The following is a 20,989-nucleotide window of genomic DNA, read 5'->3' as shown; positions in this document are numbered from 1 at the left end:
AGTGTACCGAAAAGGGCATGCCTGCGGAAAGATGTGGGCATGAGCACCCCGCTCCCCCGCCGAGCGTCCTTCACCGATGTCGTAGGCATGCTTGGAGTCCCGATTGCATGCTCACGTTGCAGGCGTCGAGGTCAGTGGACGGTCGTCGCCTTCCTGTTGCAGCTCAACGGGTGGCCCCACCTGGTACCCGCAGAACGATCGGATGATCGCGGAGATGGTTCACTCCGAAGCGACATCGCGGCCAGCGTTCCGGCGACCGCGCGGGGTCCGGTCGATGTGACCTGCCACAGGTGCCTGAAAAGCTGCGGCCAGTGGACCGCCAAGGCGGTGGCGGCGCGGGTGTCCCAAGGGAAGCCCTGGGTGCCCGCGCTCTAACCACCCATCTAGCCCCTCAAGGGGTGAGCCCAAATGGGCTCACCATCTGAGATTAGGCGGGACCAACAGGGCCTGTTGAGGCGCGCCAGTGCTCGTCCGGGCGCGCCAGCGCGGTCAATCTGCTGATTGCCCTGTAGTACTTCTTGCGGTAGCCGCCGCGCAGCATGTCGCCGCCGAACACCTCGCCCAGTGGGAGGCCGCTGGCGTACACCGGGATCCGGGCGTCGTAGAGCCGGTCGACGAGCACGACGAGCCGCAGCGCGACGGCCTGGTCGGTCACCTGCCGCACGTGGGTCCACCCCATCGCGGACACGCCCTCGAGCATGGCGCGGTACCGGCTCGGGTGGACCGTGGAGAGGTGCCGGGTCACGTCGACGAAGTGGTCGAGCAGGGCCTCGTCCTCGGCCGTGGCCGCACGGACCTCGTCCTCGGGCAGCGGCGGCGGGCTGTCCACGGCGTCGCGGTGCCGGTAGTCCGGGCCGTTGACGGTGAGCACGTCGAACCGGGCCGACAGCGCCTGGATCTCGCGCAGGAAGTCCTCGGCGGCGAAGCGGCCCTCGCCGAGGGCGTCGGGCAGCGTGTTCGACGTCGCCGCCAGCGACACCCCGGCCTCGGCGAGCCGGGCCAGCAGGGTCGCCATCAGCACGGTGTCGCCCGGGTCGTCGAGCTCGAACTCGTCGATGCACACGAGCCGGTGGTCGCTCAGCGCCTCGACGGTCTGCTGGAACCCGAGCGCCCCGACGAGGTTGGTGTACTCGACGAACGTCCCGAACGCCTTCGGCCCCGGTGCCGCGTGCCACAGCGAGGCGAGCAGGTGCGTCTTGCCCACCCCGAAGCCGCCGTCGAGGTAGATGCCCCGGCCGTCCCCGTCGCCGTTCCCCCGGCGCAGGCGCCCCAGCAGGCCACCACCGCGCCGCTCCCCCAGCCCGGCGGCATACGCCTCGAGCCGGCGGACGGCCTCGGCCTGGCTGGGCTGCGCCGGGTCCGGGCGGTAGGTCGAGAACCGCTCGGCGTCGAAGCGCGGCGGCGGGACCAGCTCGCGCACCAGGCGGGCGCGGTCCAGCTGCGGTGAGCGTTCGGTCAGGGAGCCAGGCACGAGGGGCAGCGTAATCAGGCACACTGCGGCCATGCGCATCCTCCTCGGCCCCAGCGGCTCCCCCGCGCCAGGCACCGACCTCGACGAGCAGGCCCTGGAGCAGCTGTATGCCGTGCCGGCCGACCGCACGTGGCTGCGCGTGAACTTCGTGTCGAGCCTCGACGGGGCCGTCACCGGCGCCGACGGCCGCTCGGGCAGCATCAACACCCCCGCAGACCACCGCGTCTTCGCACTCCTGCGGCGGCTGGCCGACGTGGTCGTCGTGGGGGCAGGCACGGTCCGGGCCGAGGGCTACCCCGCCCTGCGCGACGAGGACCCCGGGGCGCCGGTCCTCGCGGTCGTGAGCAACCGCGGCGTGCTCCCCGAGACGGTCGCGGCCATGACCTCGCCACGGGGCTCGGCCATCCTCGTCACCCGCAGCGGCGCCGACGCGAAGGCGCTCGACGACGCGCGCCGGGTGCTCGGGGAGGAGAACGTCGTCCTCGCCGGCGACGACGAGGTCGACCTCGTCCAAGCGCGGAAGGCGTTGGCGGACAGGGGACTTCGCCAGATGCTCAGCGAGGGCGGCCCGGGCCTGTTCGGCTCGATGCTCGCGGCCGGTGTCGTCGACGAGGTCGACCTGACGTGGGCGCCCACCATTGTCGGCGGCGACCACGACCGCATCGTCAAGGCGGGCGACCTCGACGTCTCGCTCCGCCCGATGACCCTCGTCGAGGAGGACGGCACGCTGATCGGCCGCTGGGAGGTCGTGCCCGGTGCGCCCGGGGACCGTGCCTAGCGCGTCGTGAACTCCGCGACCGAGCGCTCCCACCGCTGCGGGTCGGTGTTCCACTCCTTCGTGTGCCGGGCGGTGTCCCAGTGCTCCATCGTGACCAGGTCGGGACGGGCGCGGGCGAGCTCGATCGACGGCCCGACGGGCACGAACTCGTCGTCGACGGAGTGGATGAGCAGCACGGGGTGGCGCAGCTCGGAGGCACGCGCGACCCAGTCGGTCTGGGCGACGTCGAGCGGGTCGTGCACCCCGACGAGGCGACGGGCGGCACGCCTTCCCATGAGCGCCCGGCTCAGCTCGCCGATGGCGTGCGGCACCCCGTTGAGCTCGGCGTGGTGGGCGAGCACGTCGGCCCAGTCGATGACCGGGGCGTCGAGCACCACCCGCGCAACCTGGTCCGCGAGCGTGGACCGGGCCAGGGTCTGCAGCACGATCGCCCCACCCATGGACCACCCGACCAGGGTGAGCTCGCGCGCTCCCCGCCGGACGGCATACAGGCCGGCGTCCTCGATGTCACGCCACTCGGACAGGCCCAGGTTGTAGCGGCCGTCCGGACCGCGGCGGGCGCCCAAGTCGTTGCGGTAGCTCGGGACGATGACGTTGATCCCGTTGTCGTGCAAGGGACGGACGGCGCGCAGGCCCTCGTGGCGGCGGGCTCCGCGTCCGTGGACCAGCACGGCCCAGCGGTCGCTGTGTGCTGCCGCCGGCACGACCCAGGCCGGCATGGTGCCCAGCTCGGTGTCGACGTCGACGTACTCCGTGCGCAGGCCGAGGGACCGGTCCGGCGGCCCGGAGAAGTAGTACTGGTTCCACCGGCCGTAGCCGGGCGCCAGGTGCCCGAAGTCCGTGCCGAGCACCCGCCGGCGCACGCGTCCCGCCCGCTCGTCGAGGTCGACGACGTCCCCGAGCCGGACGTGCCCGCTCTCGTTGTCGAGCCAGAGGCCGTACCGGCCCGGGACGACCGTCTCCGGCGTCACGCCCAGCACGACGGTGCCGTCGTCGACCGTGAGCAGGTGGGTGTCGTCGGGACGGCGCCGGTCCGGGGTGAGGGCACGGCGGGCGACGTAGGCCGCGGCCCCCAGCGAGCCGGCCAGCCCGGTGGCGACCACGGCGCCACCGGCGACGGCGGCCGCCGCGCCGGCCCTGCGTGCCGCCGACCGCTGCTGCTCGCCGGCGCCGGGCTGCGTCATGCGGTGTCCGTCCCGCCGAGGACGTCGGCGAGGTCGAAGCTCACCGGCTCCTCGAGCTGCTCGTAGGTGCACGACTCGGGATCGCGGTCGGGGCGCCACCGGGAGAACTGCGCCGTGTGCCGGAACCGGCTGCCCTCCATGTGGTCGTAGCGCACCTCGACGACGCGCTCGGGACGCAGCGGGGTGAAGGACAGGTCCTTGCCGGCGTTCCAGCGGCTGCCCGCGCCGCTCGTGGGGGTGCGGCTGCCCATGTCCTCCTGCGCCCACGCCCACGGGTGGTGCTCGAAGTCGGTGACCAGCGGCTGCAGCTCCTCGAAGAGCTCCCGGCGCCGGGCCATCGGGAAGGCGCCGATGACCCCGACGCTGTGCAGCGTGCCGTCCTCGGAGTACAGGCCCAGCAGCAGCGAGCCGATCGCGTCCGGGCCGCTCTTGTGGGTGCGGTAGCCGGCCACCACGCAGTCGGCGGTGCGTTCGTGCTTGATCTTGAGCATGAGCCGCTTGTCGGGCACGTAGGCGACGTCGAGCGGCTTGGCGATGACGCCGTCCAGCCCCGCGCCCTCGAACTGGTGGAACCACTCCTGCGCCACGTCCGGGTCGTCGGTCGCCCGGGTGAGGTGGATCGGCGGGGCCGCGCCGGCGAGCGCCTTATCGAGGGCCTCGCGCCGCTCGGCGAACGGTCGACCGGTGAAGTCCTCGTCCCCCAGCGCCAGCAGGTCGAACGCCACGAAGCTCGCCGGCGTCTCCGCCGCGAGCCGCTTGACCCGGCTGGCGGCCGGGTGGATCCGTTGCTGCAGCGCGTCGAAGTCGAGCCGGTCACCGGACTGCGGGCTGACGAGGACGATCTCACCGTCGATGACGGCCTTCTCGGGGAAGCTCTGCAGGACGGCCTCGACGACCTCGGGGAAGTACCGGGTCATCGGCTTCTCGTTGCGGCTGCCGATCTCGACGGTGTCGCCGGACCGGAAGATGATCGACCGGAAGCCGTCCCACTTGGGCTCGAAGAGGTAGCCACCGTCGCGCGGGATCGCCTTGACCGGCTTGGCCAGCATGGGGGGCACCGGCGGGACGACCGGGCCCCAGAGCGCCCGCAGGTCCGCGTCGCGGTCGGCCTTGGGGCCCATGTACTCCTCGTCGCCCTTGTCCTTGCGCCGCTTGCTCGGCTGCACCCGCGGCGGCTCGCCCGGCATCTTGGGGTAGTCCGGCGGGAAGTTGAGCTCGCCGAGCCCGCGCTCCTGCACGTCCCGGTCCCACAGGGCGATCGCGGCGGCGACGTCGCCGACCGCGTCGTCCATCCCCTCCCAGGCGTCGCCGTCGGCGGCGAGGATGCCCGGGACGGTGAGCACGGTGAAGTCGGCGGGCTCCACGTCGCGCAGCGCCTCCCAGGTGACGGGCATGCTCACGGGCGCACCGGGCAGCGGACGGGGGCTGTAGGCCGAGGCGATCGTGCGGTCACGGCAGGCCTGGTTGAAGTCGACGAAGACGCGCTCCCCGCGCTCCTCCTTCCACCAGGAGGTGGTCACGAGGTCGGGCAGCCGGCGCTCGAGCTCGCGGGCGATGCCGATCACCCCGTGCCGGACGTCGAGGAACTCGTGCGTCGGCGCGACCCGGACGAAGACGTGCACCCCGCGGTTGCCCGACGTCTTGGGCCAGCCGGTGAGGCCGATCCCGTCCAGGACGTCCTTGAGCGCGTACGCCGCCTCGACGGCGTCGCGGAAGTCGCGGCCCGGCTGCGGGTCGAGGTCGATCCGCAGCTCGTCGGGCCGGTCGACGTCGCTCGTGCGGACCGGCCAGGGGTGGAACGTCACGGTGTTCATCTGCATGGCCCAGACCGCCGCGGCGGGCTCGTCGACCACGACCTGCAGGTGGCGCCGCCCGCTGGGGTAGGTGCACATCACGGGCTCGATGAAGTCCGGCATGCCCTTGGGCGGGTTCTTGGTCCAGAACTCCTCGCCGCCGATGCCCTCGGGGAACCGCTGCAGGGTCACCGGGCGGTGCCCCAGCGCCCGCATCAGCCCGGGCGCGACGTCGACGGCGTACTGCGCCAGCGCGAACTTGGTGATGCCGCCGGGAGTCGCGTCGTCGTCGGGCCAGATGAGCCGGTCCGGGCTCGAGATCCGCACCGTCCGCCCGCCGCCGCGCCCCCCGGGCACCTCGATCTCGGTCGCCTTCGCCGCCGCCATGGGCCGAGCCTAGCCCCGGGGGTCCGACGGCCCCGGACCATTTCCGGGCGTCCGGGACCATTTCCGGGGTGCGTGGCGTTGCACCGAGTGCCCACCCATCCGAGACACGAGAGGGCCACGAACCGTGAGCATGAAGAGCACCGAGCGCACGTATGCCGTGAGCAAGACCGACGAGCAGTGGCGGGCCGAGCTCAGCCCCGCCGAGTACGACGTCCTGCGCCGCGCCGGCACCGAGCGACCCTTCGTCGGCGAGTACACCGACACGACCACCGAGGGCGTCTACGCCTGTCGCGCCTGTGGCGCGGAGCTGTTCACCTCGGACACCAAGTTCGAGAGCCACTGCGGCTGGCCGTCGTTCTACACCCCGCTCGCCGGTGACACGGTCGAGTACATCGAGGACAACAGCCTGGGCATGAAGCGGGTCGAGGTCCGCTGCGCCACCTGCGGCAGCCACCTCGGCCACGTCTTCGAGGGCGAGGGCTACGACACCCCGACCGACCAGCGCTTCTGCATCAACTCGATCAGCCTCACCCTGCGGCCGAAGGCCGACGCCTGAGTGAAGCCTCCGGTCAGAGCCGGATGATCGTGGCGGGGTCCTCCTCGCCGCCGTAGTACTGCGACAGGACCGCGCGGAACACCGCGCGGTCCTCGTCGTGCTCGGCGGCGTGCGCGAAGAGCGTCATCGACGACCGCAGCTTCACGGCGTCGATCCCGCCCAGCACGGCCTGCGGGTCGGAGCCGCCGAGGTCGAGCAGCGCCTGCGCACACTCCAGCAGCCGCGGGCCGAGGACGGGGTGGGCGAGGTAGGCGCGGGCCTCGTCCACGCCGGAGATCGCGTACTCGCGCGCCGTGGGGCTGGAGCCCAGGCCGGCTACCTGCGGGAAGACGAACCACATCCAGTGGCTGCGCTTGGAGCCGGCGCACAGCTCCCCGAGGGCCGTGGCGTACGTGCCGCCGTCGTCCTGGGCTCTGAGGAAGCGGCTGAGGTCGGGTGTGGCTGCCATGCCCCCATCGTGCCCACCCCCGCTGACGGTCGCAGGCCGCCGTCCACAGGGCCCCTGCCCCGCCTCCGTCAGGGACGGGGCCGCCGGTGCGCGAACCGGGGGTCGGTCTCCCACCACGGCCGGTCGAGCACAGGCTCGGCCGCCTCTGCCGCTGCCTGCGCAGGCGCGACGGCACCCCGCACGGGCACGGTCACGTCGCCGCCGCCGTCTCCCGCCCGGGGCGCCCGGAGGGCCCGCTCGGCGTCCAGCCGCGCGTCGACCGCGGCCGCCTCCCTGGCGTCGGCACGGACCCACGCCAGCACGGTGGCCGCCAGCAGCGGCAGCCCGACCGCCTCGGCGATGCCGAACATGGCCCCACCGCCGAGCCGTTGCTGCCACAACGGGTCCGGTGCCGCGAGGTAGGCCGCGACAGGAGCCCCGAGCAGCGCGGGTGACGCCATGACGACGACGCCGGGCACGGCGTCGAACAGCCCGTCGGCGAAGCCGATCAGCACCCGCACCCCGGCCGTGCACCACGCCGGCACCAGCTCGTCGGCGAGCAGCGGCAGGGTGAACAGGACACCCGTGCCGAGCAGCACGGCATACGTCGCCTCGCGCAGCCAGCCGTCCCGCAGGCTGTCGGCGAGCCACGGGGTGACGAACAGCAGCAGGTGCACCGCCGTGGCCACGACCGAGGCCAGCAGCGGGAACATCACCACGCGGGCCACCCGCCCGGACAGCACGCGGTCGAGCCGCTGCACTCCCCCGCCCAGCGCGCGCCGGGTCACCCCGACCGGGTCGCCGAGGGCCAGGCCGACCGGGGTGATCGCGGCGAGCACCGCCGACTGCGCCGCGGCCGCGACGAACGAGTGACCACGGTCGGCGGCCAGGCCGCCGTCGGTGGCGAGGACCAGGGAGCCCACGCCGAGCCCCAGGAACGCCAGCGTGCGCAGCACACCCACGCGGTGCCCCTGCGCCCGCCCGGCGCGCAGGGCGACGACGTAGCCCACGGTGAGCACGACGGCGAGCGCGGTCCCGAACGGCGACACGACCCACCGCGTGAGCAGGTCGGCCACCGGGAACGACATCAGCGCAGCGACGTGACCAGGTCGGCCACCTCGACCCGGCGGCCGGTGTGGAACGGGACCTCCTCGCGGACGTGCATCCGGGCGCGGGAGGCCCGCAGCTCACGCATGAGGTCGACGATGCGGTGCAGCTCGTCGGCCTCGAACGCCAGCACCCACTCGTAGTCGTTCAGCGCGAACGAGGCGATGGTGTTCGCCCGGACGTCGGGGTACTCGCGCGCCATCTGGCCGTGCTCGCGCAGCATGTCGCGGCGCTCCTTGTCCTCGAGCAGGTACCACTCGTAGGACCGCACGAACGGGTAGACGCAGATCCAGTCCTTGGGGTGCTCGTCGGCGAGGAACGCGGGGATGTGGCTCTTGTTGAACTCGGCCGGGCGGTGCAGCGCGGCAGCCGACCAGGTGCTCTCGAGCTGCCGCCCGAGCTCGGTGCGCAGCAGGGCGCGGTAGGCCGCCTGCAGGTCCTCCATGCGCTCGGCGTGCCACCAGACCATGAAGTCGGCGTCGGCGCGCATGCCGCCCAGCTCGTACACGCCGCGGACGACCACGCCGGTCTCCTCGAGCGAGGCGAACAGCTCCTCGACCTCCTTGGCGACCACGTCGCGGTTCTCGCCCAGCGGTGCGGTGACCGAGAAGACGGACCACATGGCATACCGGATCGAGTCGTTGATCTCACGGATGCGGGACGGGGAGGGCTTGCTGCTCATGCAGCCATTGTCACCCCTGCCGGGGGCGCTCTCGCAGGTGGGTCAGGACCGCCTCGGCCGCCGCCCGCCCGCTCGCCACGCAGGCGGGGATGCCCACCCCGTCGTATGCCGCGCCGGCCACCTCCAGCCCCGGGAGGGCCTCGACGCCCGCCCGGATGCGTGCGACGCGGTCGACGTGCCCGACGGTGTACTGCGGCAGGGCGCCGCCCCACCGCTGGACGTGGGAGTCGACCAGACGTGGCAGGGGGTGGCCCAGCGCCTCGCTCACCTCCGCCACGGCGAGCGCCTCGAGCTCGTGGTCGGGTCGCTGCAGGTCGCTCGTCTCGCCGTACCGCCCCACCGAGGCGCGCAGGAAGACCAGGTCGTCGGCGGCCTGAGCCACCCACCCCCACTTCGAGGACGTGAACGTGCTGGCCTTGATGGTGCGGCCCTCGGTGGCCGGGACGAGGAAGCCGGAGCCGGGCAGCTCGCGGGCGGCGTCCCCGGCGTCGCCCACCCCGATCGCGAGCGTGACGATGGCCATCGAGGCGTAGGGGATGGCGCCCAGCTCGCGGGCCGCGGCCGGGGCGTGGGGCGCGAGCAGGCGGCTCGTGGGCACGGCTGGTGTGGCGAGCACGACCGCGTCGGCGACGAGCCGCTCGGGCGCCGGCCGCGGCCCCACGACGACCGTCCAGCCACCTCCCTCGGACTCCGGCCGCGGTGCCACCTCCCGCGCGATCGTCTCGCTGCGGACCTCCACCCCCTCCGCGCGCAGCTGCTCGGTCAGGACCTCGGCGAGACGGCCGATGCCGCCGTCGAGCCCGGCGAAGACCGGCGTCGGCACCGAGGTCCCGGCCGGCACCGGCGCGGACCCCGAGGAGGCCGTCGCGGTCACCGCCGCCTCGTTGGCCGCTGCCGCCCGTGCCGCGGCGGCCGCCGCCTCCTCCAGCAGCGAGCCCGCGCGCCGCGCGGCCGCGAACACCTGCGGCAGGCAGGCCCGCAGCGACAGCTGTCGCGCCTGCCCGGCGTACACGCCCCCGAGGAGCGGCTCCACCAGCCGGTCCACGACCGCGTCGCCGAGCCGGGCCGCGACGTAGTCGCCGACCGACACGTCGTCGAAGTCGCCACCGGTCCACGGCTGCTCGTCCGCGAGCCGCGCCACCTCTGCCGGGCTGAGGATCCCGGCCGCCGACTCGGGGGTCGACGGGATGCCCATGAGCGTCCCCCTGGGCATGGGCCGGAGCTCACCGCGGGACCAGATCGCGGCCGAGGTCGTCGCGGGGTGGACCCGGTGCGCGGCCAGCCCGGCCTCGTCCATGAGGGCGACCGCCTCCGGCCGTCGGGCGAGCACCGACTCGGCGCCCACGTCGAGGGCGACCCCCGCGACCGGCTCGCGGCGCAGCTTGCCGCCCGGGCGGTCACTGGCGTCGAGGACGGTGACCGACACGGCGGCATCCGCACGCGTCAGGGCCCAGGCGCAAGCAAGCCCGGAGATCCCGCCCCCGATGACGACGACTCGTGACCGAAGCATGTCCACATGCTGTCAAGACCGTGACTGTTCCGATACCGCGGGCTGGGAACGTCACGGTTCCAGCGCCAGTCGCACCGGTGTCCGCAGGTTCCGCCGCACACCCGTAGGGGGTCGTCATGCCAGTCCCGACACACCGTCTCCACCGTCCCGCCGTCCTCGCCACGGCAGCGCTCGCCGCCGCCGTCCTCGCCCTCGCCGGGTGCGCGGGCGGGAGCGGCGACAGCTCGGGCGCCGCCCGGTCCGACTCCGCCGGTGTCGCGGGCGGCAGCGCGCCGAAGTCGCTCACCGAAGGGTCGGCCGGGTCGGCCGGGTCCTCCGGCTCCCGTGCCGGCTCACCCGCGCAGCCCTCGTCCGGTGGCAAGGCCTCGGGGGCCTCTGGCTCCGCGGCGCAGCAGGTCTCCCCCGCGAGCCTGCGGGCCGCCCAGCAACAGCTCGCGCGCCGCGCGTCCGTCGCCCTCGAGGTGAAGAACATCTCGCAGGCGGTGGCGCGGGTCCGCGCCACGACGGCGGCCTCCGACGGGATCATCCTCGCCGAGAACATCGGCACCACCGACGGCACCGCACCGCTGGCCGAGCGCTCGAAGGTGAGCGCCACCACCTACGGCGAGATCACCATCTCCGTGCCGAGCGCCAAGCTCGACGCCGTGGTGGCCGACCTCGCCTCGGTCGGCACCGTCCTGCGGTCGACGACCTCGAGCGACGACGTCGGCTCGCAGATCGTCGACACCCAGTCCCGGCTGGAGACCATGCGGGTCAGCGTGGCGCGGGTCCGGGCGTTCCTCGACCAGGCCAAGGGACTCGACCAGGTCGTGGCGCTCGAGGCCGAGCTGACCCGGCGGCAGTCCGACCTCGAGGCGCTCGAGGCCCAGCTCGCCTCGCTCAAGGACAGCGTCGCGATGTCACCGGTCCAGGTCAGCCTCACCACCCAGCCGGAGGTCGTGCAGCCGAAGAAGGCCGACACCGGCTTCCTCGCGGGCCTGCACAGCGGGTGGGACGCCTTCACCGGTTCGGCGGCCGTGGCCCTCACCGTGGTCGGCGCGGTGCTCCCGTTCGCCGTGCTCCTCGCCCTGGTGGGCGTGCCGGTGCTCGTGTGGCTGCGCCGGCGTCGGCCGCTCGCGGCGCCACCGGCCGCGCTCCCGCAGTGAGCGCGGAGGTCAGCGGGCGCTGATCTCGTGCACGAGCTCGACGACGCGGGTCAGGACGTCGGGGTCGGTGTCGGGCAGGACGCCGTGGCCCAGGTTGAAGATGTGGCCCGGCGCCGCTCGGCCCTCCTCGACGATCTCGCGGACCTTGGCCTCGAGGGCCTCCCAGGGCGCGAAGAGGAGGGCGGGGTCGAGGTTGCCCTGCACGGCGTACGACCCGCCGAGGCGGGCGATCGCGTCGGTGAGCGACACCCGGAAGTCGACGCCCACGACGTCGGCGCCGGCGGCGCCCATCGAGGCGAGCAGCTCACCGGTGCCGACCCCGAAGTGGATGCGCGGTATGCCGCGTGCCTCCACCGCGGCGAGCGCCGCCGCCGAGTGGGGCTGGACGAACCGCTCGTAGTCGGCCCGGGGCAGCGCGCCGACCCAGGAGTCGAACAGCTGGACCGCGGAGGCGCCGGCGGCGGCCTGCACGTCGAGGAACGCGCCGGAGATCTGGGCGAGCCGGGCGCACAGGTCGTGCCACAGCTGCGGGTCGCCGTACATGAGCGCCTTGGTGTGCTCGTGGTTCTTGCTCGGTCCGCCCTCGACGAGGTAGCTGGCGAGGGTGAACGGCGCGCCGGCGAACCCGATGAGCGGGGTCCCGCCCAGCTCGGCGGTCAGCAGCCGGACGGACTCGGTGACGTACGGGACGTGGTCGGGCGTGAGCTCCGGCAGGCGGTCGAGGTCTGCGCGGGTGCGGACCGGCTTGGCGACCACGGGTCCGACACCGGCGACGATGTCGAGGTCGACGCCGACCGCCGCGAGCGGGACGACGATGTCGGAGAAGAAGATCGCGGCGTCCACGCCGTGACGGCGGACCGGCTGCAGGGTGATCTCGGTGACGAGGTCGGGGCGGCGGCAGGACTCGAGCATCCCGACGCCCTCGCGGACCTTGCGGTACTCCGGCAGCGAGCGGCCCGCCTGGCGCATGAACCACACCGGGGTGTGCGGCACGGGCTGGCGTCGGGCGGCCCGGACGAGGACGGAGTCTGCTGGGGAGGTCACCCGGCAATCCTAGGTCGGTCGCGCGCCTCCTCCTGACGCCCCGGCCCGCTCCTGCAGCTGCTGGGTCCCCAGCACCCGCAGCAGGGCCAGGGCGTCGGCCTCCGGCGTCCCCGGCGCCGCCGAGTAGACGACGAGCAGCTGGTCGGTGTCGGGTACGTGCAGCGTGTCGCACTCGAGGGTGAGCGGGCCGACCGCGGGGTGGAGCAGCGTCTTCCGGTGGCTGCGCCAGGCGCCGGCAGTGGTGTCCTCCCACAGCGCCGCGAACTCCGTCGACCCCGACCGCAGGTCGCGCAGGAGCCGCTGGAGGTCGGGGTCGCGCGGGTAGCGCGCTGCCGCCCTGCGCAGGTTGGCCACGCTCTGGCGCGCGATCGCGGCACGCTCCTCGGGAGTACCGCCCACGGGTGTCATCGCCTCGCCTGCGGGGTCGTGCAGGAACCGCAGGCGGGCGAGGTTGCGCTGCTCGGGCCGCAGGCCGGACCAGTCCCCCTGCAGCGCCGCCGACATGGCGTTCCAGGCCAGCACGTCGCCCTTGGCGCTCTGCACGAACGCCGGCAGGTCCGTGAACCGGTCGATCAGGCGGAGCACCGAGGGACGGACGTGCACGTCGATCGTCCCCGCCTCCGGAGGAGGCGTCCCGGCGAGCCGGAACAGCTCGTCCCGGGCGTCCACGTCCAGGCGCAGGGCCCGCGCGAGCGCGCCCAGCACCTGGCTCGACGGCTGCGGTCCCCGGCCCTGCTCCAGCCGCACCACGTAGTCCACGCTGATCCCGGCCAGGAGCGCGAGCTCCTCACGGCGCAGGCCGGGCACCCGGCGGCGCGACCCCGCCGCGAGGCCGACGTCCTCGGGACGGACCGCTTCCCGGGCGCGGCGCAGGACGGCGGCGAGCTGGGGACGGCTGGACGGCACGCCCCCAGCATCCCCGGTCTCGGGCGGCGCTGGGTAGGACTGCCGCTCCCACGACCAGCCGTCCCTTCCGGGGCCTGCGCGCCGGCCGCACGGTGGTGCCATGACCCCCACCACCGACACCACCGACACCACCCTCCCCGACGACCCCGCGGACAGCACCACCACCGTCCTGGTCACCGGCGCCAACAAGGGCCTGGGCCTGGAGACCTCGCACCGGCTGGCCGACCTCGGCTGGACCGTCTGGATGGGCGCCCGCGACGCAGCGCGCGGCGAGGCGGCCGCCCGGGCGGTCGCCGACGCCCACCCCGGCGCCGACGTCCGGTTCGTCGAGCTCGACGTGACCGACGACGACTCGGTCGCCAAGGCCGTCGAGGCGGTCGACGGCTCCGGCACCGGCCTCGACGTCCTCGTCAACAACGCCGGCGTCCTCGGCCCGGGACGCCCCGCCCTCGAGACGGTCCCCGCGGACTTCCTGCCCGTGCTCGAGGTCAACCTGCTGGGTCCGGTCCGCGTGACGCACGCCTTCCTGCCGCTGCTCGCGGCGTCGTCGCGCCCGCGGCTCGTCATGGTCTCCAGCGGGCTGGGCTCCATCCAGCACGTGAACGACCCGGCACGGACCGAGTCCAGGGTGCCCGGCCTCGTCTACCAGTCGTCCAAGGCGGCCCTCAACATGGTGACGACCCTCTACGCCAAGGCGTTGCCCGGTGTCCGCGTCTGCGCCGTCGACCCCGGGTACACCGCGACCGACCTCAACGGGCACTCCGGTCCCCAGACGGTCCGCGAGGGCACGGACGCGATCGTCACCGCCGCCGCCGCCGACACGGTCCCGGGACCGCACTTCGACCGGCACGGCGTCGCCCCCTGGTGACGCAGCGCCTCGCGGACGCGCCGCGGTCGTCGCTCAGAAGGCGATGACCGCGGCGCCCACGAGGGACAGGACCGCGCCGACCCGCTGGATCGCGCGCAGCCGCTCCTTGAGGACCACCCGTGCCAGCAGGATCGTCACGACCGGGTAGAGCGACCCCAGGACGCTCGCGACGCTGACCTGCCCGCGGCTGCTGGCGAGGCCGAAGAGGATGTTGGCGAGCATGTCGCCGCAGCCGATGACCAGCAGGGCCGGCAGCTCGCGGGCGACGACACCGCCGACCGACCGCGCGACGAGCGCCACGACGGTGAAGACGACGACGGAGGTGGCGCGCATCCCCCACAGCGTCATCAGCGTCGAGGTGCGCGCGCCCCGGTCGATGCAGAACAGCGCCAGCCCGAACCCGACGGCCGCGACCCCCGCGAGCACCACCGGCCGCGGCGACACGTCACCGCTGAGCTCGGGCCCCGAGGCGAGGGTGACGCCGATGACGGCGACGAGGATGCCCACCCAGGTCCACGCGCCGGGCTCGTCGCCCGTGGCCACGCCGAGCAGCACCGGCACCGCGACCCCCAGGGCGGCGATCGGTGCCACCACGCCCATCGTCCCGGTCGACAGCGCGGTGTAGAAGCAGAGCAGCCCGGTGAGCCCCGACAGCCCGGCGGCCACGGACCACAGCGGCCAGCCGTGCCACGGCACGTGCCCGAGCTGGGTGAGGACCACGACGCTGATGACGAGGAAGGCCAGTCCCTGGGTCCAGCCCACGACCGCGACGGCCGGGCGCCGGCGCGAGAACAGCCCGGCGAAGAAGTCCGAGGTCCCCCACACCGCGCTCGACGCGAGGGCGAGCAGCGAGACCATGGCCCGCACGGTACCGACCCTCCCCGACCCCGGGGCACGGCGTCCACGCGCGGTCCGACACCCCGCGCGGCGTGCCGTTGCCTGTGATAGGCGACCCCGCGGCATACGCTCTGACGGTGGGCAGCCGAACGGTCCCCGGAGACCACTCCCCCGAGTTCGCGCAGGCGTTGGCCGATCTGCGTGGAGCGCGCCTGCGCCCCGAGATCCGGCTCACCGAGGTGCCCGCGCCGCAGCGCATCGCCCCGTATGCCGTGGCCCTCACCGCCGAGGTGGTCGGTGCGGCCGCCGACGAGGACGAGCTCGCCTCGGGACGGTTCGTGCTGCTGCACGACCCGTCGGTCCCCGAGCCGTGGGACGGCGCCTGGCGTGCGGTGACGTTCGCGCGGGCCGAGCTCGAGCCCGAGCTGGCCACCGACCCGATGCTCGGTGCGGTCGGGTGGTCCTGGCTCGTCGACGCGCTCGACAGCCACCACGTCGGCTACACCGCCGAGGCCGGCACGGTCACGCGTGTGGTGTCCGAGAGCTTCGCCGGGCTGTCCGACCGGCCGGCCAGCGTCGAGATGGAGGTGCGCGCCTCGTGGACCCCGGTGACCGGCAACGTGGGGGCACACCTGCTCGCGTGGTCGGACCTGCTGTGCACCATCGCCGGCCTGCCTCCGCTGCCCGAGGGCGTCATCGCCCTCCCGGGCCCACGCCGCTGAGGGGACCAGCCGGTAGGTTGGGCCGGTGACCGACACCGACGCCGCGCGTGACGCCGAGCTGGACCCGGCGCCCGACGCCACCCCGGCGGTCGACCTCGTCCCCCTCGACATGCCTGCCGACGGCGTGCCGCCGGTGGTGGAGACCGAGCGGGCGCTGATGGAGGCCGCCCGCGCGATCCGGGCCGGCGAGGGGCCCGTGGCGCTCGACGCCGAGCGGGCCAGCGGCTACCGCTACGGCCAGCGCGCCTACCTCGTGCAGCTGCGCCGCGAGGGTGCCGGCACCTGGCTGATCGACCCCATCGCCTGCCCCGACCTGTCGCCGGTCGACGAGGCCATCGGCAACGCCGAGTGGATCCTGCACGCCGCGACCCAGGACCTCGCCTGCCTCGCCGAGGTGGGGCTGCGACCGCGGCAGCTGTTCGACACCGAGCTCGCCGGACGGCTGCTCGGCCTCCCGCGCGTCGGCCTGGCCGCCGTCGTCGAGCACTACCTCGGGCTGTCGCTGGCCAAAGAGCACTCGGCCGTCGACTGGTCGACCCGCCCGCTGCCGGAGCCGTGGCTGCGGTACGCCGCCCTCGACGTCGAGGTGCTCGTCGACCTGCGCAACCTCATGGGCGTCGACCTCGCCCGCCAGGGCAAGGACGGTTGGGCGCGCGAGGAGTTCGAGGCGCTGCTCGACTTCACCGGTCCCGCCCCGCGCGTCGACCCGTGGCGCCGCACGTCCGGGATGCACAAGGTCCGGCACCGCCGCACCGCGGCCATGGTCCGCGAGCTGTGGGAGGCGCGCGACGCCATCGCCCGGGACCGCGACGTCTCGCCCGGCCGGGTCCTGCCCGACGCCGCCATCGTCGACATCGCCATGGCGGCGCCGTCCAGCCCCGACCAGCTGCCCGGCGGCCACCGTGCGGTGCGCCGCTACCAGCGCCAGTGGCTCGAGGCCGTGGCGCGGGCCGGTCAGGTCCCCGAGGACAAGCTGCCGCCGATGACGTTGCGGTCCGACGGGCCCCCGCCGGCGCGCGCGTGGGCCGAGCGCGACCCGGTCGCGGCCGCCCGGCTGTCCCAGGCCCGGGCCGAGCTCACCGCGTTCGCGGAGGAGCGCAGGGTACCCGTGGAGAACGTGCTCTCCCCCGACCCGCTGCGCCGCGTCATCTGGACGCCGCCGGCCGACCGCACCGCAGAGGGCTTCGCCGAGGCGCTCGCCCGGCTCGGTGCCCGCCGGTGGCAGACCGACATCGTCGCGCCGATGGTGACGCGCGCCTTCGCCGACCACCCGGACGCCGACGCGGGGTGAGGAACCGACACGGGTGACGGCACTCACTTCCGGGGTGCCGTGACCGACCGGTTACCCGCGGGTAGCATCGAGCGGTACGCACCGGCATACCGGTGTCACCCCCACCTTCCACAGGAGGCCACTCGTGCCCCGCACTCTGCGTGAGGTCGTGTTCGTCGACGGCGTCCGGACGCCGTTCGGCAAGGCCGGGGAGAAGGGCATCTACGCCCAGACCCGCGCCGACGACCTCGTCATCAAATGCATCCGTGAGCTCATCCGCCGCCACCCCGAGCTGCCGCCGGAGCGCGTGGAGGAGGTCGCCATCGCCGCGACCACCCAGATCGGCGACCAGGGCCTCACCCTCGGCCGCATGGCCGCGCTGCTGTCCGGGCTGCCGAAGACCACGCCCGGCTACTCCATCGACCGCATGTGCGCGGGCGCGATGACCGCCGTGACCACCACGGCGTCCTCGATCGCCTTCGGCGCCATCGACGTCGCCATCGCGGGCGGGGTGGAGCACATGGGCCGCCACCCGATGGGTGAGGGCGTCGACCCCAACCCGCGGATCGTGGCCGAGAAGCTCGTGGACCCCTCCGCGCTCGTCATGGGCTCGACCGCCGAGAACCTGCACGACCGGTTCCCGCAGCTCACCAAGGAGCGCAGCGACGCGTATGCCGTGGCCTCCCAGGACAAGCTCGCGAAGGCCTACGCCAACAACCAGGTGCAGCCCGACCTCGTGCCGGTCGCGACCCGCCACGAGGAGCTCGGCTGGGGGCTGGCCACCGAGGACGAGCCGCCGCGTCCCGGCACGACCGTCGAGGACCTGGCGCAGCTCAAGACGCCCTTCCGCCCGCACGGCAACGTGACGGCGGGCAACGCAGCCGGCCTCAACGACGGCGCCACCGCGTGCATCCTGGCCTCCGCCGAGGCCGCCGAGGAGCTCGGCCTGCCGGTGCGGATGCGGCTCGTGGACTTCGCCTTCGTGGGTGTCGAGCCCGAGGTCATGGGCATCGGCCCGGTGCCGGCCGCCGAGAAGGCGCTGGGCAAGGCCGGCCTGTCGATCGAGGACATCGGCCTGTTCGAGCTCAACGAGGCCTTCGCCGTGCAGGTGCTGGCGTTCCTCGACCACTTCGGCATCGCCGACGACGACCCCCGGGTCAACCAGTACGGCGGCGCCATCGCCACCGGCCACCCCCTCGCCTCCTCCGGCGTGCGGCTGATGACCCAGCTCGCCCGCCAGTTCGAGGAGCACCCCGAGGTGCGCTACGGCATGACCGCGATGTGCATCGGCATCGGCATGGGCGGCGCGGTGATCTGGGAGAACCCCAACCACGCCGACTACGGCAAGGAGGACGCGGCATGAGCACGGACACCCAGCAGCAGGCCCCGGCGGACAAGGGCGCCCAGGGCTTCGAGGAGGTCGTGACCCACACCCCGGTCCGCGACATCACCCTCCCCGGCGGCGCGGGCACCCTCGCGCTCGTCACCCTCGACAACGGCTTCGACCACACCAAGCCGAACACGTTCGGGCCCAAGACCATCGAGGGCCTCGTCGCCACGGTGGCCGAGCTGCGCCGGCGCGCCGACGCGGGCGAGATCCAGGCGGTCGGCATCACCGGCAAGCCGTTCATCTTCGCCGTCGGCGCCGACCTCAAGGCCGTGGGTCAGGCCCGCTCCCGCGAGGACGCGCTCGGTGTCGCCCGGGCCGGCCACGCGGCATTCGCCGGCATCATGGACCTGCCCGTGCCGACGTTCGCGTTCGTCAACGGCGCCGCCATGGGCGGTGGCGTGGAGATCGCGCTGTCCGCCGACTACCGCACCATCTCCTCGGGCGTGCCGGCGATCGCGCTGCCCGAGACGTTCCTCGGCCTCGTCCCCGGCTGGGGCGGCTGCTGGCTGCTCCCGAACCTCGTCGGCCCCGCCAACGCGCTCAAGGTCATCATCGACAACCCGATGAACATGAACCGCATGCTCAAGGGCCCGCAGGCCTTCGAGCTGGGCATGGCCGACGCCATGTTCGAGCCGGCCGACTTCCTCGAGGAGTCCCTGCTCTGGGCGGCCGAGGTCGTCTCGGGCGAGACGACGGTCCAGCGCCCCGAGGTCAGCCGTGACGAGGCCGAGTGGGCCGCAGCCCTCAAGGCTGCCAAGAGTGTCGTCGACCTCAAGACGGGTGGCAAGTCCCCCGCGCCGTACCGCGCGCTGAAGCTCGTCGAGGCGGCCCGCACGGCCACCCGTGACGAGGGCTTCGCCGCCGAGGACGAGGCGCTCGCCGACCTCGTCATGGGCGACGAGCTGCGCGCCGGGCTGTACTCGTTCGACCTCGTGCAGCGCCGCGCCAAGCGGCCCGCTGGTGCGCCGGACAAATCGCTGGCGCGCAAGGTCACCAAGGTCGGCATCGTCGGGGCAGGCCTCATGGCCAGCCAGCTCGCGCTGCTGTTCGCCAAGAACCTCGAGGTGCCGGTCGTCATGACCGACCTGGACGAGGAGCGCGTCGCCAAGGGCGTCGGCTACGTCCACGGCGAGGTCGATAAGCTGCTCGCCAAGGGCCGTCTCGGCAAGGACAAAGCGAACCGGCTCAAGGGCCTGGTCACCGGCTCCACGTCCAAGGACGGCTTCGCCGACGCCGACTTCGTGCTCGAGGCCGTCTTCGAGGAGATGTCGGTCAAGAAGCAGGTCTGGGCCGAGGTCGAGGCGATCGTCGGTGAGGAGTGCGTCCTCGCGACCAACACCTCCTCGCTGTCGATCACCGAGATGGCCTCGGAGCTGACGCACCCCGAGCGGGTCGTGGGCTTCCACTTCTTCAACCCGGTCGCGGTCATGCCGCTGCTCGAGATCATCAAGGGCGAGCAGACCGACGACGCGACCCTCGCCACGGCGTTCGCCACCGGCAAGGGGCTGAAGAAGACGACCATCCTGGTCAAGGACTCCCCCAGCTTCATCGTCAACCGGCTGCTCGGCCGCTTCATGGGCGAGGTCGCCAAGGTCGTCGACGAGGGCACGCCGATCGAGGTGGCGGACCGTGCGTTCGCCGGCCTCGCGCCGATGCCGCCGTTCATCCTGCTCGGCCTGGTCGGCCCTGCGATCGCGTTGCACAACAACGAGACCCTGGCCAAGGCGTTCCCCGACCGGTTCTACGTGTCGGAGAACCTGCGCAAGGTCGTCGCCGCGAAGAAGCCGGCGATCTACACCTGGCCCGAGGGCAAGCCGGTCGTCGACCCCGAGGTCGAGGCGCTGTTCGACAAGCCTGCCGACCCGGTGGTCCTGACCACCGAGGAGGTTCGCGAGCGCGTCCTCGGCGTCCTGGCCGACGAGGCCCGCAGGATGCTCGACGAGGGCGTCGCGCAGGCCCCGATGGACCTCGACCTGGCGATGATCACCGGAGCCGGGTTCCAGTTCTGGAACGGCGGCCTCACGCCGCTGCTCGACCGCGAGGGCGTCTCGGAGAAGGTCACCGGCACGCGCTTCCTGCCGCCGGGCGTGGCCAGCGTCCCCGCCTGAGCGGACACGTCACCAACCGGAGGGGTGGCGCACGACAGCGGTCGTGCGCCACCCCTCCGGCGTCCGGGGAACGAAACCCTTCAGCGGCACCCGCGGACGACCGAGGCCCGCGCGGTCAGTCGAGCAGCTGCGCCACCAGGGTGCGGCGGACGAAGTCGGCGTAGTCCTCGAGCGACCAGCCCTGCTGCAGCACCAGGGTCTCGTACAGCCCGGCGCCGGTGATGGCGAAGAGCACGTCACGCGCCCTGCGTGTGGACAGCCCTGGTCGCAGGAAGCGTCGGATCGCCCTGGCGTTGTGGGCCATTCGACGCAGGCGAGCGGCCTCGAGCTCCTCGTGCAGGTCGGCCACCGCCGGGTCGCTCGCGGCCGCCGCACGCACGAGCAGCTGCACCGGCGCGGCGCGTGGTGCCACCTCGGCGCTCAGCCGGGCCCACGCGTCGAGGACCACGAGCGGGTCCGTGGCCGTGCTCGACACCGCGTCCGACCGGCGCTCCGCCGGCTCGGGCCCTGCGCCCTCGAGTGCCTGCAGCCACAGCGCCCGGACGAGGCCGGGCTTGCCACCGAACTGCTTGTAGACGGTCTCCACGGACACCCCGGCGTCCGCTGCGACGTCGGCCACGGTGGTGCCGGCGTAGCCCTGTGCCGCGAATCTGCCCGCGGCCGCGTCGACGACGGCCCGGCGGCGCTCGGCAGCCGCGGCACGGCGCCCCGACGAGTCGTAGGGGCGCCGCCTCTTGACGACCGCTTCGGCCAAGGCGCACCATCCCAGTATTGGTTACTGATAACTGTAACCAATTAGGGATC

General features: G+C 73.6%; 19 protein-coding genes. 8 read left to right on the top strand and 11 right to left on the bottom strand.

From position 1 onward, the window contains the following. Positions 1 to 427: 427 nt before the first annotated feature. Complete coding sequence (gene zapE, locus RKE38_RS16300) at positions 428 to 1,504, bottom strand: cell division protein ZapE (RefSeq protein ID WP_410055473.1); 1,077 nt, start codon at positions 1,502 to 1,504, stop codon at positions 428 to 430. Here zapE and RKE38_RS16295 point away from each other — a divergent pair. Further along, positions 1,503 to 2,249, top strand: coding sequence for a dihydrofolate reductase family protein (locus tag RKE38_RS16295; protein WP_316008520.1), 747 nt, complete (start codon positions 1,503 to 1,505; stop codon positions 2,247 to 2,249). The genes zapE and RKE38_RS16295 overlap by 2 nt on opposite strands. Here RKE38_RS16295 and RKE38_RS16290 read toward each other — a convergent pair. Continuing rightward, positions 2,246 to 3,433, bottom strand: a complete 1,188-nt coding sequence (locus RKE38_RS16290) for an alpha/beta hydrolase family protein (protein ID WP_316008519.1) — start codon at positions 3,431 to 3,433, stop codon at positions 2,246 to 2,248. The two genes, RKE38_RS16295 and RKE38_RS16290, sit on opposite strands and share 4 nt — an antisense overlap. After that, positions 3,430 to 5,613, bottom strand: a complete 2,184-nt coding sequence (locus RKE38_RS16285) for an ATP-dependent DNA ligase (protein ID WP_316008518.1) — start codon at positions 5,611 to 5,613, stop codon at positions 3,430 to 3,432. The genes RKE38_RS16290 and RKE38_RS16285 overlap by 4 nt, the downstream gene beginning before the upstream one ends. 130 nt (positions 5,614 to 5,743) lie before the next feature. Here RKE38_RS16285 and msrB point away from each other — a divergent pair, with 130 nt between their 5' ends. Further along, on the top strand, positions 5,744 to 6,169 hold the full coding sequence (msrB, locus tag RKE38_RS16280) for a peptide-methionine (R)-S-oxide reductase MsrB (RefSeq protein ID WP_316008517.1): 426 nt from the start codon (positions 5,744 to 5,746) through the stop codon (positions 6,167 to 6,169). Between the two features lie 13 nt (positions 6,170 to 6,182). On the opposite strand, the gene RKE38_RS16275 is transcribed toward msrB, so the two are convergent. The 4 genes from RKE38_RS16275 to hemG all read right to left on the bottom strand — a co-directional run bounded on the left by RKE38_RS16275 (position 6,183) and on the right by hemG (position 9,895). Next, the gene (locus RKE38_RS16275; protein WP_316008516.1) at positions 6,183 to 6,617 is read right to left on the bottom strand and encodes a DUF1810 domain-containing protein; all 435 of its coding nucleotides are present in this window, start codon (positions 6,615 to 6,617) and stop codon (positions 6,183 to 6,185) included. 68 nt (positions 6,618 to 6,685) lie between these two features. Next, positions 6,686 to 7,684: a cytochrome c oxidase assembly protein gene (locus tag RKE38_RS16270; protein WP_316008515.1), complete on the bottom strand. Its 999-nt coding sequence runs from the start codon at positions 7,682 to 7,684 to the stop codon at positions 6,686 to 6,688. After that, positions 7,684 to 8,385: a hydrogen peroxide-dependent heme synthase gene (gene hemQ / locus RKE38_RS16265; protein ID WP_316008514.1), complete on the bottom strand. Its 702-nt coding sequence runs from the start codon at positions 8,383 to 8,385 to the stop codon at positions 7,684 to 7,686. The genes RKE38_RS16270 and hemQ overlap by 1 nt, the downstream gene beginning before the upstream one ends. Positions 8,386 to 8,395: 10 nt before the next feature. Further along, the gene (gene hemG, locus RKE38_RS16260) at positions 8,396 to 9,895 is read right to left on the bottom strand and encodes a protoporphyrinogen oxidase (RefSeq protein ID WP_316008513.1); all 1,500 of its coding nucleotides are present in this window, start codon (positions 9,893 to 9,895) and stop codon (positions 8,396 to 8,398) included. Positions 9,896 to 10,011: 116 nt separating this feature from the next. On the opposite strand from hemG, the gene RKE38_RS16255 reads away from it, so the two are divergent. Further along, entirely contained in the window at positions 10,012 to 11,040 is a 1,029-nt protein-coding gene (locus RKE38_RS16255) for a DUF4349 domain-containing protein (RefSeq protein ID WP_316008512.1), read from the top strand. Positions 11,041 to 11,049: 9 nt separating this feature from the next. Here RKE38_RS16255 and hemE read toward each other — a convergent pair whose 3' ends face one another. Together hemE and RKE38_RS16245 are read right to left on the bottom strand one after the other, a co-directional pair. Continuing rightward, positions 11,050 to 12,084, bottom strand: a complete 1,035-nt coding sequence (gene hemE / locus RKE38_RS16250) for a uroporphyrinogen decarboxylase (RefSeq protein ID WP_316008511.1) — start codon at positions 12,082 to 12,084, stop codon at positions 11,050 to 11,052. Between the two features lie 9 nt (positions 12,085 to 12,093). Then, a complete protein-coding gene (locus tag RKE38_RS16245) occupies positions 12,094 to 12,990 on the bottom strand; it encodes a helix-turn-helix transcriptional regulator (RefSeq protein WP_316008510.1) in 897 nt (298 codons plus the stop codon). Positions 12,991 to 13,090: 100 nt separating this feature from the next. Between RKE38_RS16245 and RKE38_RS16240 the strand changes: the two genes are divergently transcribed. Further along, positions 13,091 to 13,858, top strand: coding sequence for an SDR family NAD(P)-dependent oxidoreductase (locus RKE38_RS16240; protein WP_316008509.1), 768 nt, complete (start codon positions 13,091 to 13,093; stop codon positions 13,856 to 13,858). 33 nt (positions 13,859 to 13,891) lie between these two features. Here RKE38_RS16240 and RKE38_RS16235 read toward each other — a convergent pair whose 3' ends face one another. Continuing rightward, on the bottom strand, positions 13,892 to 14,716 hold the full coding sequence (locus tag RKE38_RS16235; protein ID WP_316008508.1) for a DMT family transporter: 825 nt from the start codon (positions 14,714 to 14,716) through the stop codon (positions 13,892 to 13,894). A gap of 116 nt (positions 14,717 to 14,832) precedes the next feature. Here RKE38_RS16235 and RKE38_RS16230 point away from each other — a divergent pair, with 116 nt between their 5' ends. The 4 genes from RKE38_RS16230 (at position 14,833) to RKE38_RS16215 (ending at position 20,185) form a co-directional block, all read left to right on the top strand. Next, positions 14,833 to 15,417 (top strand): DUF3000 domain-containing protein, encoded by a 585-nt coding sequence (locus RKE38_RS16230; RefSeq protein WP_310156352.1) that lies wholly within the window; start codon positions 14,833 to 14,835, stop codon positions 15,415 to 15,417. Between the two features lie 25 nt (positions 15,418 to 15,442). After that, a complete protein-coding gene (locus RKE38_RS16225; RefSeq protein WP_410055472.1) occupies positions 15,443 to 16,708 on the top strand; it encodes an HRDC domain-containing protein in 1,266 nt (421 codons plus the stop codon). Positions 16,709 to 16,832: 124 nt separating this feature from the next. Continuing rightward, the gene (locus RKE38_RS16220) at positions 16,833 to 18,050 is read left to right on the top strand and encodes a thiolase family protein (RefSeq protein ID WP_316008507.1); all 1,218 of its coding nucleotides are present in this window, start codon (positions 16,833 to 16,835) and stop codon (positions 18,048 to 18,050) included. Continuing rightward, on the top strand, positions 18,047 to 20,185 hold the full coding sequence (locus RKE38_RS16215) for a 3-hydroxyacyl-CoA dehydrogenase NAD-binding domain-containing protein (protein WP_316008506.1): 2,139 nt from the start codon (positions 18,047 to 18,049) through the stop codon (positions 20,183 to 20,185). Before RKE38_RS16220 ends, RKE38_RS16215 begins: the two co-directional genes overlap by 4 nt. 115 nt (positions 20,186 to 20,300) lie before the next feature. Here the strand turns inward: RKE38_RS16215 and RKE38_RS16210 are convergent, their stop codons facing one another. After that, entirely contained in the window at positions 20,301 to 20,939 is a 639-nt protein-coding gene (locus tag RKE38_RS16210) for a TetR/AcrR family transcriptional regulator (protein ID WP_316008505.1), read from the bottom strand. Between the last annotated feature and the right edge of the window lie 50 nt (positions 20,940 to 20,989).

It is taken from the genome of Phycicoccus sp. M110.8, assembly GCF_032464895.1.
In the GTDB taxonomy this organism is placed as follows: Bacteria; Actinomycetota; Actinomycetes; order Actinomycetales; family Dermatophilaceae; genus Pedococcus.
Note: the sequence above shows the minus strand (reverse complement) of the source record. Positions and strands in the feature narration are given on the sequence as shown.

Bases quoted from the DNA above. Each gene is read 5' to 3' on its own strand.
- RKE38_RS16295 (WP_316008520.1), top strand. From the start codon at position 1,503: ATGCGCATCCTCCTCGGCCCCAGCGGCTCCCCCGCGCCAGGCACCGAC.
- RKE38_RS16255 (WP_316008512.1), top strand. From the start codon at position 10,012: ATGCCAGTCCCGACACACCGTCTCCACCGTCCCGCCGTCCTCGCCACG.
- RKE38_RS16290 (WP_316008519.1), bottom strand. From the start codon at position 3,433: ATGACGCAGCCCGGCGCCGGCGAGCAGCAGCGGTCGGCGGCACGCAGG.
- RKE38_RS16270 (WP_316008515.1), bottom strand. From the start codon at position 7,684: ATGTCGTTCCCGGTGGCCGACCTGCTCACGCGGTGGGTCGTGTCGCCG.
- RKE38_RS16235 (WP_316008508.1), bottom strand. From the start codon at position 14,716: ATGGTCTCGCTGCTCGCCCTCGCGTCGAGCGCGGTGTGGGGGACCTCG.
- RKE38_RS16275 (WP_316008516.1), bottom strand. From the start codon at position 6,617: ATGGCAGCCACACCCGACCTCAGCCGCTTCCTCAGAGCCCAGGACGAC.
- hemQ (WP_316008514.1), bottom strand. From the start codon at position 8,385: ATGAGCAGCAAGCCCTCCCCGTCCCGCATCCGTGAGATCAACGACTCG.
- zapE (WP_410055473.1), bottom strand. From the start codon at position 1,504: ATGGCCGCAGTGTGCCTGATTACGCTGCCCCTCGTGCCTGGCTCCCTG.
- msrB (WP_316008517.1), top strand. From the start codon at position 5,744: ATGAAGAGCACCGAGCGCACGTATGCCGTGAGCAAGACCGACGAGCAG.
- RKE38_RS16285 (WP_316008518.1), bottom strand. From the start codon at position 5,613: ATGGCGGCGGCGAAGGCGACCGAGATCGAGGTGCCCGGGGGGCGCGGC.
- hemG (WP_316008513.1), bottom strand. From the start codon at position 9,895: ATGCTTCGGTCACGAGTCGTCGTCATCGGGGGCGGGATCTCCGGGCTT.
- RKE38_RS16215 (WP_316008506.1), top strand. From the start codon at position 18,047: ATGAGCACGGACACCCAGCAGCAGGCCCCGGCGGACAAGGGCGCCCAG.
- RKE38_RS16240 (WP_316008509.1), top strand. From the start codon at position 13,091: ATGACCCCCACCACCGACACCACCGACACCACCCTCCCCGACGACCCC.